This window comes from Fischerella sp., assembly GCF_013388695.1.
Taxonomy (GTDB): domain Bacteria; phylum Cyanobacteriota; class Cyanobacteriia; order Cyanobacteriales; family Nostocaceae; genus PCC9605.
In genome coordinates this window covers 1-13,669 of record NZ_JACAEU010000185.1, presented here as the reverse complement: position 1 = coordinate 13,669, position 13,669 = coordinate 1, and the positions used below count along the sequence as shown (strand labels likewise).

10 protein-coding genes are annotated in these 13,669 nt (G+C 43.1%); 6 read left to right on the top strand and 4 right to left on the bottom strand.

Annotated elements, in window-relative coordinates:
• Nucleotides 1-128: 128 nt before the first annotated feature.
• On the bottom strand, nt 129-1,799 hold the full coding sequence (locus tag HXY43_RS24845) for a transglutaminase domain-containing protein (RefSeq protein WP_290889283.1): 1,671 nt from the start codon (nt 1,797-1,799) through the stop codon (nt 129-131).
• A gap of 291 nt (nt 1,800-2,090) precedes the next feature.
• On the opposite strand from HXY43_RS24845, the gene HXY43_RS24840 reads away from it, so the two are divergent.
• Entirely contained in the window at nt 2,091-5,015 is a 2,925-nt protein-coding gene (locus HXY43_RS24840) for a cation-translocating P-type ATPase (protein ID WP_290889289.1), read from the top strand.
• Between the two features lie 168 nt (nt 5,016-5,183).
• On the top strand, nt 5,184-6,362 hold the full coding sequence (gene recF, locus HXY43_RS24835; protein WP_290889286.1) for a DNA replication/repair protein RecF: 1,179 nt from the start codon (nt 5,184-5,186) through the stop codon (nt 6,360-6,362).
• A gap of 231 nt (nt 6,363-6,593) precedes the next feature.
• Here the strand turns inward: recF and HXY43_RS24830 are convergent, their stop codons facing one another.
• Entirely contained in the window at nt 6,594-8,669 is a 2,076-nt protein-coding gene (locus HXY43_RS24830; protein WP_290889280.1) for a TrkA family potassium uptake protein, read from the bottom strand.
• 326 nt (nt 8,670-8,995) lie between these two features.
• Here HXY43_RS24830 and HXY43_RS24825 point away from each other — a divergent pair, with 326 nt between their 5' ends.
• Both HXY43_RS24825 and HXY43_RS24820 read left to right on the top strand, forming a co-directional pair.
• Nucleotides 8,996-9,445, top strand: coding sequence for an antibiotic biosynthesis monooxygenase (locus HXY43_RS24825; protein ID WP_290889277.1), 450 nt, complete (start codon nt 8,996-8,998; stop codon nt 9,443-9,445).
• 45 nt (nt 9,446-9,490) lie between these two features.
• A complete protein-coding gene (locus tag HXY43_RS24820) occupies nt 9,491-9,889 on the top strand; it encodes a nuclear transport factor 2 family protein (protein ID WP_290889274.1) in 399 nt (132 codons plus the stop codon).
• A gap of 88 nt (nt 9,890-9,977) precedes the next feature.
• Here HXY43_RS24820 and HXY43_RS24815 read toward each other — a convergent pair whose 3' ends face one another.
• On the bottom strand, nt 9,978-10,442 hold the full coding sequence (locus HXY43_RS24815) for a hypothetical protein (RefSeq protein ID WP_026731285.1): 465 nt from the start codon (nt 10,440-10,442) through the stop codon (nt 9,978-9,980).
• Between the two features lie 54 nt (nt 10,443-10,496).
• The gene (locus HXY43_RS24810) at nt 10,497-11,519 is read right to left on the bottom strand and encodes a TIGR04222 domain-containing membrane protein (RefSeq protein WP_290889270.1); all 1,023 of its coding nucleotides are present in this window, start codon (nt 11,517-11,519) and stop codon (nt 10,497-10,499) included.
• Nucleotides 11,520-12,006: 487 nt separating this feature from the next.
• Here HXY43_RS24810 and bchI point away from each other — a divergent pair, with 487 nt between their 5' ends.
• Both bchI and HXY43_RS24800 read left to right on the top strand, forming a co-directional pair.
• Nucleotides 12,007-13,128 (top strand): magnesium chelatase ATPase subunit I, encoded by a 1,122-nt coding sequence (bchI, locus tag HXY43_RS24805; RefSeq protein WP_290889267.1) that lies wholly within the window; start codon nt 12,007-12,009, stop codon nt 13,126-13,128.
• 90 nt (nt 13,129-13,218) lie between these two features.
• Nucleotides 13,219-13,518, top strand: a complete 300-nt coding sequence (locus tag HXY43_RS24800) for a hypothetical protein (protein WP_026731288.1) — start codon at nt 13,219-13,221, stop codon at nt 13,516-13,518.
• Nucleotides 13,519-13,669 lie beyond the last annotated feature (151 nt).

Sequence of the window (13,669 nt, the reverse complement as noted above, 5' to 3'; positions counted from 1 at the left end):
TGGAAGTCATCTCACTTATCTTGCTCTGATGTCAAGTACGTTTTTTACACCGCTGATTATTCTTGTCTTGTTTAATTTGTCAAGCTATTTTTATACTAAATTAGATGAGCTTACCCTGCTAACAATCATTAAAATGGTGGTAATTCTCCCAGAATCGTAAACCTAATATGATTAATCGCTAATTCACCAATTGAAATATCTTCTTTTGTGAGTCTTACGCCTTTACTTGTTAAGGTTTCAAAGGGAATTCCCTTACCAATTTCAATGTGATACCAGCACAAACCCATAAAAAACCGCGTGGGATAAGGCCCATAATTGCCAATATCATCAGGGTTAGATTCCATTGGCAACCAGCCAAAACCCGGTATGTAAAATTCTAGCCAAACATGATTGTAGTCTGGTTGGAGGGGGACGTTTTGGTGTTCTGCATAGGGGGGGCATTTGTAGCGTCCGACGGTGCGACAAGCTATACCATTTAAACGGCATAAGGCCAGCAAAACACCTACATACTCCCCACAAGAACCAACACCCCGTTCTAAAACTCGATCTGGAGTATCTATATGGGGTTTAATGCCATAGGATAACTGGTCGTAGACGTAGTTACGAATACTGTACATTTTCCGCAGCAAATTGGTTTCCGTACCAATTGCTTCTTCGGCAGCACGGCGGACAATGCTAGTATCCATTGCCAATTCATCATCATCAATGAGGTAGCGACTTTCAAATTCTGGTGGTAGTTCGGGAATGTCTTCCACATCTGGTGGGGTGAGACGATATTTAATACCTCGGACTTCTAACACGGCTTTCCAGCCAAAAATGTGCCGTTCGCCGGGGGTAAGGATGTCAAATTTAAATACTGCTACTCGTTGCGCGTCGATTAGTTCTTCCGTAAAAGGCAGTCCAATAGATTCGACGTGTTTTACCTTTTGGCGATCGGTGTCACTCGGCAGGGCAATGCGCCATTCTAAGTCTTGTAGATAAACTTCTTCAAGGGGTGAAATTTCCTCCACATAAGACATTTCGATCAGATAGCCATTTGAGAGGGCGTAGTGTTTATCTGGGTAGTAATGATAGTGGAGTGGGTGAATAAAAGTGCGATCGCGGTACGTTAATTCGTGGTTCGGGTCAGCATTCGGGTTATCACGAATATAAGGTTCTTCAGAAGCATAGGCGACGTAAAGGGTTTGTTGGCCTGTTTGCCCATCTGTATGCACGGCTATGCCTGTGGGAGATTCAAACGGCGTCAGTACGCTAAATTGAACTTCCCCTGTCGCCCTGTCCATACAGTAAACGGTTTGTTCTGTGCTGTCGCAAGCCCAAAGGATTTCTTCGGTTACGGCTAGATTTTCCACCCCTACCCCAGGGGCATAAAACCTAGTAATTTCTTTGCGCGTATTGCGGTCAAAAATCAGAATATCTCCCAATTTTTGGCAACTGACATAGATGGCTGATTCCCAAACAGCAATTCCATTAGCAGGGTAAGGTAAGGTAACAAAATGTTCCAAACCCAAAGAAGATAATTTACACAAATAAACATTGTTACCCCTTGTTACCCAAAGGGTATCTTCCCAAATTGCCAGACCCGTGACTTCTGCAAATTCTCTGCTTTGGTGAGGATTAATAATTTTGGTATTGTCATTAGAAGGATCTATTTGCAGCAGATACCCTTTGGGAGAGTCAATAGCAATCAGGGTATCCTGGAAGAAAGCGATACCACCTAAAATGGCAGCGCCAATTGGTCGAATTGTCTTTTGCCCAAACATCTGGCTAGCTAGAAAACTGGGAAGAGCAAAACTCATATTAAACTAATGTATCCAAAGATTTAGCACGCCTGGAATCTATTTTGGTATGTTTGGTGCGATTTCACTCCCTACTTTTATTACTCACAACTATCAAAACTATGTGCTATAAATAGCTTTTCTTTAAGCAATAACACATAGATAGCGTCGTAGAAAAAATGGGGATATGTCAAGAATCACACTTAAATTTATACCGTTTGATAATATCCCTAATGTAACTTTAGTTGATGGTTTTTCCAGCTATCACTAAATTATGATCGAATTTTGTAACCATTTCCTGTGACCTACACGATGTCTGCTCATTCTCTGCCTGATTCAACTACCGTTTGGCATAGTTTAGAAGTTGATAAAGCAATAGAACTGCTCTCTGCAAATGCAGACACTGGCTTATCATCTGAAGAAGTACAACAGCGGTTGCAAAAATATGGCCCCAACGAACTAGAAGAAACTGGTGGTCGCAGTGCCTGGGAAATTTTGGTGGATCAGTTCAAGAACATCATGTTGTTGATGCTGATCGCTGTGGCTATAATTTCCGGGGTTTTAGACTTGCTAGCTTGGCAAGGGGGGCAACTGGAACCGGGTGAGGTACCGTTCAAAGATACGATCGCCATTTTAGCGATTGTCGTCCTCAATGGTATCCTTGGCTATGTTCAAGAAAGCCGTGCCGAAAAAGCCCTGGCAGCACTGAAAAAACTTGCCTCTCCCAATGTCCGGGTGATTCGTGGCGGCAAACCAATGGAGGTAGCAGCCAAGGATATTGTCCCGGGAGATGTGATGCTGTTGGAAGCAGGGGTGCAAGTGTCAGCAGACGGGCGTTTGCTGGAAGCATCCAATTTGCAAGTGCGGGAGTCAGCACTCACAGGTGAAGCCGAAGCGGTTAGCAAACAGGCAGAAACTACATTGCCTGAAGAGACAAGTTTAGGCGATCGCGTCAATTTAGTATTTCAAGGTACAGAAGTTGTCCAAGGACGAGGCAAAGTTCTGGTCACAAACACCGGCATGCAAACAGAACTAGGCAAAATTGCTGCCTTGTTACAGGGTGTGGAAAGTGAACCCACCCCTTTGCAGCAGCGGATGACGCAGCTTGGCAACGTTTTGGTGACGGGTTCTTTAGTTTTGGTAGCCATCGTTGTTGCTCTTGGTCTACTGCGTGGCGGAAACTTACAAGAACTGTTGGAAGTGTCGCTGAGTATGGCGGTGGCTGTAGTGCCAGAAGGTTTACCTGCTGTGATTACCGTTACCTTGGCATTGGGAACCCAAAGGATGGTACGCCGCCATGCCTTGATCCGCAAACTGCCAGCAGTGGAAACTTTGGGGTCTGTCACCACTATCTGTTCCGATAAAACCGGTACTCTGACTCAAAACAAGATGGTGGTGCAATCTGTGTATACGAATGGTTCCATCCCCAATGGGAATTTAGACCCCCAGGATGGCAACACCGTAAACCAATCTCCAAACACTGCTAATAGAGAATTCCGCGTTACAGGAGAAGGTTACGCCCCCACAGGCGATTTTCAACTGCAAGAAAATAAAGTTGAAGTACAAGATTATCCAGAACTCCAAGCTTTGTTAGTTGCCTGTGCGGTTTGCAATGATTCGGTTTTGCAACAGCAACAAGGACAATGGACAATTTTAGGAGATCCGACAGAGGGGGCATTGGTTACACTGGCAGCAAAAGGAGGTATTGAAAAAGACCAGTGGGATAGTAAATTACTCCGAGTAGGCGAATTTCCGTTTTCCTCGGAACGCAAGCGGATGAGTGTGATTTGCAAGGTTGAGCAAGTAGAAACAGGTGTATCACCTTTAACAGATGTCGATCCAACGATCGCTCATCTTGTGAACTCCGAGGGTTACTTAATGTTTACCAAAGGCTCACCAGAATTAATTTTAGCTCGTTGCACTCAAATATATGTAGGTAACGCAGCGGTTTCCTTGACTCAAGAACAACGGGATGACATCCTAGCAGAAAATGACCGCATGGCTTCTAATGGTTTGCGGGTACTGGGTTTTGCCTATAAACCTCTGCGAGAAGTCCCACCAGAAGGCTCAGATGAGACATACGAGCAAGAATTAGTCTGGCTAGGCTTAGTAGGAATGCTGGATGCCCCACGCCCAGAAGTCAGGGCGGCGGTGCAAGAGTGTCGAGAAGCGGGCATTCGACCAATTATGATTACTGGCGACCACCAGTTAACAGCACGAGCGATCGCCACCGATCTAGGTATTGCTCAACCAGGCGATCGCGTTCTCACCGGTCAAGAATTGCAGCGGATGAACGACCAAGATTTAGAGCAAAACGTTGACTTGGTAAGCATTTATGCTCGGGTTGCTCCAGAACACAAACTGCGAATCGTGCAAGCTTTGCAACGCCGGGGCAGATTTGTGGCAATGACGGGTGATGGTGTTAACGATGCCCCTGCTCTCAAACAAGCTGATATCGGTATTGCGATGGGCATTACTGGCACCGACGTGAGTAAAGAAGCCAGCGACATGGTGCTGTTGGATGACAACTTCGCGACTATTGTCGCCGCGACTGAAGAAGGTAGGGTTGTATATACCAACATCCGCCGCTTTATCAAATACATTCTTGGTAGTAATATTGGCGAAGTACTCACTTTGGCCGCCGCACCAATCTTGCTACCTACAGGAGGAGGCGTTCCTCTCACACCTCTGCAAATTCTCTGGATGAACCTCGTTACAGACGGTTTACCAGCCTTGGCATTAGCCGTAGAACCCCCCGAACCGGACGTGATGAAACGTCCGCCCTTTAGTCCCCGTGAAAGTATTTTTGCTAGGGGTCTGGGAGCTTACATGATTCGGATCGGGATTATTTTCGCTATCATTACCATTATTCTCATGGAGTGGGCGTACTATCACGCCACTACAGTTAACAATGGGCTAAGTCCAGAGCGATGGAAGACAATGGTATTTACTTCCCTGTGTCTTGCCCAAATGGGTCATGCCATAGCAATTCGCTCTAACAATAGGCTGACGATAGAGATGAATCCTTTTTCCAATCCCTACGTACTGGGGGCTGTAATTGTAACCACGATTTTGCAGCTGATGTTGGTTTACGTTCCTCCTCTGCGAGCTTTCTTTGGCACTCATTTGATTAGCTTGCAGGAATTAGGAATTTGCCTTGGCTTTAGTGCCTTAATGTTTGTGTGGATTGAAATGGAGAAGATTTTCTTCCGCTTGAAGGGCAAAAAGACCGTGTGATGGGCATGGGGCAATGGGCATGGGGTAAAGGGCAAGGGGCATGGGGCAATGGGCAAGGGGTATAGAAAAAATCCAATGCCCAATTCCCAATTCCCAATGCCCAAATTCGATGCCCAATACCCAATTCCCAATCTCCCCACCTCCTCATTCTCCCTTCCCCTTTCCCCTATGTATTTAAAGACCCTCCAGCTACGGCACTTTCGCAATTATAAAGAACAGCAGGTTGAGTTTACTGCTCCAAAAACAATTTTGGTAGGCAATAATGCTCAGGGAAAATCGAATTTGCTGGAGGCGGTGGAGTTACTAGCAACATTGCGATCGCACCGGACTTTTCGCGATCGCGATTTAATTCAAGAAGGAGAAGAATTCGCTCAAATTCGTGCCTCCCTCAAGCGAGAGATTGGTATTAGTACCCTCAACTTAATTCTGCGCCGCAATGGTCGCCGCACCGCTAACCTCAATGGCGAAAATCTCCGGCGTCAGATGGACTTTCTCGGCATTCTCAATGCTGTGCAATTTTCCAGCTTGGACTTGGAACTGGTGCGTGGCGGGCCAGAAGGCCGCCGTCACTGGTTAGATACTCTGTTAATTCAACTGGAACCAATTTATGCTCACATTTTGCAGCAATACAATCAAGTATTGCGGCAGCGCAATGCTTTTTTGAAACGCCATGTAGAGGCGTTACATGCAACGTCTCTACAATCTGAACTAGCTGTATGGGATGCCCAGTTAGCGATCGCTGGTACGCGCGTCATTAGACGAAGAGAAAGAGCAATAAAGCGTCTCGCTCCCATAGCTAAAATGTGGCACGCTAATATCAGTGGCAGTACAGAAATTCTCCAAGTTAAATACGCGCCCAATGTCCCCTTGGAGCAAAATCAACCAGAAAAAGTGCAACAAGCTTTTTTAGAAAAACTTCAGCAACGAGCCATTGCTGAGTTGCACCAAGGCACTACCCTGGTTGGCCCGCACCGCGATGAAGTAGAGTTGACGATTAACAATACACCAGCCCGTCAATACGGTTCTCAAGGTCAGCAAAGAACGCTAGTACTAGCTTTAAAACTCGCAGAATTGCAATTAATTGAAGAAGTTGTTGGAGAACCACCACTGCTACTTCTTGATGATGTTTTGGCTGAGTTAGATCTGTCTCGTCAAAATCAATTGCTTGATACAATTCAAGATCGCTTTCAGACGCTAATTACTACTACTCACTTGGGTTCTTTTGATTCTCAATGGCTGAATTCCTCCCAAATTATTTACGTTCAAACTGGAGAAATATCATTAGAAAATACAGTTATGCAGAGGCAGGAGGAAGATAAAAATCATATTGCTAATTGGCGTTTCTAAATGATTACTAAGTACATCTTTGTGTAAAATAGTAGCGATTTATAACGCAGAGGGGCGCGGAGGTAAACGCAAAGGCTCGCAGAGTCTTGGTGCAAAATTTTCGCTATGAACTTATGCAGTTTTGTATTAAGGTTGGTAATGGGGAATAAAACTACCAATTACCAATTCCATTTGTGGTTGATTTCCAAGACATGATTTTTGCCTGCCGTTTGAATTCACATCAGACGTGATTTAAATTTCCTTGTCACTCTTAAGGGGTAGCAAGCTAGCTATAACTCTTAATTTACTAAGCTTGAATATTAAGCGCTGAGCTTGTTGTTTATATAACCCTACTGGTAACTTGCTAGGTAAGTTCTTCATCAGTTGTCTGGCTGTACCGATACTACACCCAGAAATAATACTGATGGCATTTGCACCATCAAAAACTGCATCGGAAGTTAAAGCTTTTTCAATTTGCACATACCAATTTCGAGGAGATAATTCACCTCGCTCAACTTTTTGTAGACTTCTGGTAGTTGCTAAAACAATCATGCGATCGCCAACAGCAAGCCGTGTGTCATAACTGGGCATGAACTTGGGAGGTGATAGGGGAGATGATTGTACTGATTTCTGGTAAAGAATCGGCACAGCACCGTAACCATAGGCGATATCAGTTAGCATCAAGCCATTGAGTGTATCGCCATCCTCAACCATGTACTCCACCAGCTGGATCGTTTGATTATTTAAGTGAAACAAACCGAGAATATTTTCTCCAAAGGCAGCAGCAGCAAAGACTTCTGCTGATAAAGCAGAGGTACATAAAACTTGTGCGTAGGAAAACAACTGGGCGACTTTATCACTAAAACGGCGATTGTAGGTACGGATGATCAAACCACTGTTAGGATTTTGAGTATGAGCCATCAAAGCGATTTCTAAATTCTCCATTTCATCATCCGTAACCACGACAACACTTTTGGCATCGGTAAGATTCACATTGGTTAGGGCATTAGCAAAGTTGGCTACAATCAACGGCATATGGGGTAATATGCCAGGGTCAAGTGCTGTAGTGTTAATCCCTACTAGGGGTTGCTGGAGTTCTTGTAATAAACTAGCAATTTGTTGACCCACTTCATCTAATCCAATTAGCACAACATGGTTTTGTTCGGGCAGGCGTGGACGGTTGCTAGTAAAGAAAAATTGAAATCTTGAACTTAAGAGTTTCTCTGTTAGTAGTGCATATAAAACGCCGACAAATGCCGTACCTGCTAGAGTTAGTATCAAACTGAACAATCGCAGCCATCCAGGGATTTGTTCTTCAAATTTAACACCCCCATATACATCTCCATATCCACCCAAAAGTAAGACTGCTATTGCATAGAAAGCCTCTGCCATCCCAATGCCAGGGTAATGCCATCTGTATAAAATTGCTCCGCACCACCATAAAAAAAATACTGTAATGCCACAAATAGTTGCTACTTGCAGAGCTTGATATTGATAACCTGACTGCCAAAATTGTGCTAATTTCTGCTTAAGTTTATCCCATGACATCCCGAGAACAACTTCTTGCCAAAACTCCCGCAAGTTTCGCCTAGATTTGCTTGCAGAACGTTGGAAATGCTCAAGCATATCTGCGAGTTCGATGTAAACAATTGTGTCTCCTGCTCGTAGTGTTGCTTCTTGCTCCCATTGATAAAATTGATTGGGCAGTTCAGATGAGTGAGGAGCATAATTTAATACTCGCCGATAAGAAGTGTTCAGTTGATGCACCTGCCATTGATTACACCATAAATCACCTAGTTGAATTTGATACTTGACCACTTTTAGCAGCCGTCCCTCAAGGTTAAAATACCCGAGATTTTCGTTGCCAAGAGCTGCAAGGGCAAAGGCAGAAGCAGTGAGTTGGTTAGGTTCAAAGGCAATAAAATTGCCAAGATTTTGACTTAAAAGTTTATTAAAATTTTGTTTATCAGAACGTACTACAAGGCGAACTCGCGGATTTAAAAGCCTCGCTGCAAAGGCAGCCTCTATATTAACTCGCTCATCACTAGTGACTAAAAGTACAGTTCGACACTGGCGAATATGTGCTTGTTCTAGAATATTTGTTTGACGGCAATCTCCGATCCATAAATCATCTAGTAAATTCTCTAAGTTTGGTACTTCCCAGTTTTTGGGTTGCACTTGATCTATGGCACTAACAGCAACTCCGTACTCTTTTAGGACTGCAACACAATGCTGACCTAAACTTCCCAACCCACAAACTAAAAATCGATCCAGTTTTGTCTCGGAACTGTTAACAGACTGATAGGTGGTTTCTGATGATGGCAGCATCTTATACCGCCAATGTTAAAGATTATTTGCATATTGTTTGCATACTTATAATTATAATTTTTTGGGCATAGTTTTCGATGTATCAAGCGTACCAATGTTTTAGAATAGTTTTTACCAATTTGTCTGATCGCGATCGCACTTGCTCAATTTGGTAAGGCAATTTTGAAAATCAGCCAAAAGCCAGAGATTACAAAGAATCAGGATTGACAGTTACCGAATTTATCAATATCTTAAAAATTTGAAATTTCAGTTTAGTCTTGGCAAGATACCGATATATTCTTGTTTCACAAGCACTTTCTCACAGCTTGATCGGGAGGAGGTTAAGTATGAAACCAGAAAAATACCTTGGTATCTTTTTCGGGTTGGCGGTGTTGCTATGTGGCTTACCACTCAATTGTTTTGCACAGGTTAACTATTCGCCAGTTATTGCCCAAACAAATAATACTCCTTCCTCAACCAAAAAAGCGATCGCCCGCATCTGGCATGGTAGAACGTTAACTTCTAAAGCAGACGAGTACTATGCTTATCTCAAAGAAGTTGGAATCAAGAAAATAGTGTCTATCCCCGGAAACCTAGGAGTACAAGTTTTTCGCCGTACCAATGGTAATATTACTGAGTTTACTGTGATTTCCTACTGGGAATCGCGGGACGCAATCCGGGAATTTGCAGGCAATGATATTGAAAAAGCGCGGTATCTTCCTAGAGACAGAGAGTATCTTCTCGAACTAGAACCAAATGTCAAACACTTTCAGGTTTTACTTGACGATCGCAAATGAGATTAGTAATTGCGCTTCAGTTTAGATCTGGTTGGGGATGAGACCATGACACAAAATTTAGAAAATACTTTAAAAGTTGCCCATCAAGCATTTGAATATCTTATACATGGTATGGAAACAGGCGAATGGAACCTGTTTTTAGATATGCTCACAGAAGACTTTACCTTTTGGTTCCCAATGGGGAAATTCCACGGGTTGAATGTGGGTAAAGAACGAGCGCAAGAGTTTTTTCAGTACGTTACCCAAGCTTTTAGTCCGGGACTGAAGCTAACTTCTTTAGACCACGTTACTAGCAATGAAACGACAGTTGTGTTTGAATTTCGAGATGAGGGAAAGTTATTTGGAGAACCTTACAAAAATCGGGTAGCAGTTTCCTTTGATGTGCGTGAAAATAAAATTTGTGGCTATCGAGAGTATTTTGGCAGCGATGGCAAGTCGAATTAAATCCTATTGAAATAGGGAGTGGGAGATGGGGAGAGTAGTAGAATAACCACTAACCACTAACCACTAACTAATGACTAATGACTTTTAATTAGTTATTCTCTGCAATTTGCTTATTTAATTGCATACATTTAGCCTCTGCCGCTTGATAGGCGTCTAAGTAGTCTTTGCCACCCAACATGACGTCACCGTAATACTCATACGGCGCGTCACCATAAACTGGCAATGGGTCATCTTCGGGATAATCTTCTTGAGATTCTTCAATTATTGCTTTCAGTTTTTTCACTGTTAAGCGTTGTGCCGCAAAATACCAGATTTCTTCTATATTTTTCTGGAGGTGCGGCAGTGTGGGATCGACAATGCGATCGCCTAACTCAATCCAGCCATGTTCAATGGGTTGGTATGGTTTGCCTGTGGTTGCTAAAAAACCTTGTACGTAAATAGCTCCCTCCGTCGCTAATGCTGCTTTGTAAGCATTGTCAAACGGTTTTTTAGCCTTGCTTTTGATGCGAGCTGCAATATCAATAGATAGCGCTTCATCCAATAGTTTATTCATCAACAATGAGGATTACAGCAGCGACTAGAAGATCCTAGCATTTATGCCTACCTGTCAGCATGACATTTTTAACTTCTCAGACATCCTCTTAGAACTAGGAGGAGAAGCCAAAACTTGCTGCAAGTCACTAAAAGAACTATCCGTTAAAACTTTTACTCCAAAGAGGGCGAATGTCATAAGAAGTTGAGAATTTGTAGCCGTGCTGTTAACTGTTAGGGTTTGCTTGAGGTTGATATGGGTGATGCGTAGGTTTTCGAGGACGTGATCGCCATATAAACTCCGGTGTATTGGTACAAACAAAAAACTGCAACCGATGATAGCCGTAATCATGCACAGCACAACTAACAATTCAACCGATTGATGTTGGCAAACACCCATAATAATCATGCCTATGCCCAAAACCAATAAAGCTAAGACAGGTAGTGTAAACAATAATCGTAGGTTTCTGACTTGGTCTAGAGATAACACAAGACCCAGATTCACCAAGCGGTGATACAGTGGGAATGTAGCTCGTGCAACTGAGATTCTGATTTGATTGACGCTACCATTAAGCTTGACAGCTTGCCATATTTCTTTTTCTAAAGGATCGCTATCTTCAGGTAGGGGAGTTTTGACGTTTAGCGATCGCGTTTCTGGTTGTGGTTGTAAATACCCGTGTTGTACTAAACTGGTAATTACCGTATCTGCGGTTCGTTGTAGACCACCTGCTAAATAAGCTGTTTCATAGGCATTGAGCGAGGTAAAGTCCGGATTAAGATCATCTTTCGTTTTTCGCAGATAGGTATGCACAATTAAAGCAATCATCATCGCCACAATTGCCAGGAAAAGATAGAAAATCAGGAATAAGGGGGAAACTCTAACTGCCACAGCGCAAAGAAACAGTTGAAAAAACAGTATTGGTTGACTGAGACATACATGCTGCGGCAGGTGTTTCAAAAAAAACTTGCACTTATACCAATTTTGCTGGTTATGCACCCACGTAAAATCTACCTCATCTACAAAACAGATATCTGCATTTGGATAGATGTCAACTGGTGATGCTTGTCCAAAGAACGATAGGCATTGCTTTTGGTTCATTAGTGCTACTCCTTATGAGTGTGAGGTAGCTGTAGTACTTATATCCCTTGGCTTTGCTACTAATGCATCAAGTCTTTGTAGACTTTTTTTTGGACTGAGAACAGGTTGCAGATCAATGTGAAAGAGGCTCAAATACTCAAACATCATTGATTGATAGCTCATTGATAGCATTGAAAATGCCTAACAGTCTTTATTCACCATGAACCTGCCTCCGATGATGGAAATGACGAATTCCACGGCAGAAATTTCCTAAGGCAGCTAAATTTTTAGGATTTATGCACTTTATTACACTCTAATATAGTCATTAAGTTTGTTAATAATTTAAAAGAATTAGTAAGCTATGGTGCAAAATCCACAATAACTTGTGAACAAAAGAGGCGAAAAGACCTTTTTGCCATCATTGACGAGGTGATCCCACTCCTCGGTGTTCCCCACCTATGGCACAATAAAAAACGGTAATAAGAAAAATATTGATAAAGGTAATTTAGTGAGTCCAACTGCTCAAACTACCGCTGCTGCGCGTCGCGTGGTATTTCCATTTACGGCAATTGTGGGTCAGGAAGAAATGAAACTGGCTCTGATATTGAATGTGATTGACCCAAAAATTGGTGGTGTAATGATAATGGGCGATCGCGGTACTGGCAAATCCACAACTATCCGGGCACTGGCTGACTTATTGCCAGAAATTCCAGTGGTTGCCAACGATCCCTTCAACAGCCACCCCAGCGATCCTGACTTGATGAGCGATGAAATTCGCCAAAAATTAGAAAGTGGTGAGGATATTCCCGTTATCCAAAAAAAAGTTCAAATGGTAGATTTGCCACTGGGCGCGACAGAAGACCGAGTTTGTGGCACCATCGACATCGAAAAAGCTTTATCTGAAGGTGTGAAAGCCTTTGAACCTGGACTTTTAGCAAAAGCCAACCGGGGCATTCTCTACGTCGATGAGGTTAACCTGCTTGACGATCACCTAGTAGACGTGTTGCTAGACTCTGCTGCTAGCGGCTGGAACACGGTCGAACGGGAAGGTATTTCTATCCGTCACCCAGCGCGTTTTGTTCTCGTTGGTTCTGGGAACCCAGAAGAAGGTGAACTGCGTCCTCAGCTACTCGATCGCTTTGGGATGCACTCTGAAATTCATACTGTTAAAGAACCAGCACTACGGGTACAAATTGTTGAACAACGGGCGGAGTTTGACCAAGATCCCCTAGCATTTGTGGAAAAGTACAAACCCCAGCAAGAGGAACTACAACAGCGCATCATTAAAGCCCAAGAACTTTTACCCTCAGTCAATATGGACTACGATCTGCGGGTGAAAATTTCGGAAGTTTGTTCAGAACTTGATGTGGATGGTTTACGAGGTGATATTGTCACCAACCGCGCCGCCAAAGCTTTAACTGCCTTTGAAGGGCGTACAGAGGTGACTGTTGATGATATCCGTCGCGTGATTGTCCTGGCTTTGCGTCACAGACTCCGCAAAGACCCCTTGGAGTCGATTGATTCTGGCTACAAAGTAGAAAAAGCTTTTGCGCGTGTCTTTGGTGTGGAATTATCAGAAGATACTGCACAAACAAACGGCATTGGTTACATCAAAACAGGTGTTCGTTAATTGGTGATTGTTGGTTGTTGTTTGTTGGTTGTTTCAAACAACGACCAACAACCAACAAACAACAAAAAACTCAAAACTGGTTGACTTGTTATGAGAAGTTGGCGTTTTTGGTTAAACACCTTAATTTTATCTAGCCAATACAACCCGCCCCGGTTTGTAGAACTGTTAATGTTGATGCTAGCCATTACTATGCTAGCGATTTCTACTATTGTATCTGTGAACGTACAGATACCCTATATGGTGCTGGGTTTGAGTTTTGTTGTTGGTGCATCGATTTCCATTTTAGTCAGAGAAGCGATCGCACCTTCACCCCAAACACGAATCACACAAGTCACAGCATTAATGTTGCTACTTATTAGTGTTTATGGGTTTGCTGATTTATTAAAGTAGTCAATAGTCAATAGTCATTTGTTGGTTGTTACAATCAACCACTAACCACTAACTACTAACCACTAACTACTAACCACTAACCACTAACCACTAACTACTAACCACTAACCACTAACCACTAACCACTAACCACTAACCACTAACCAATGAC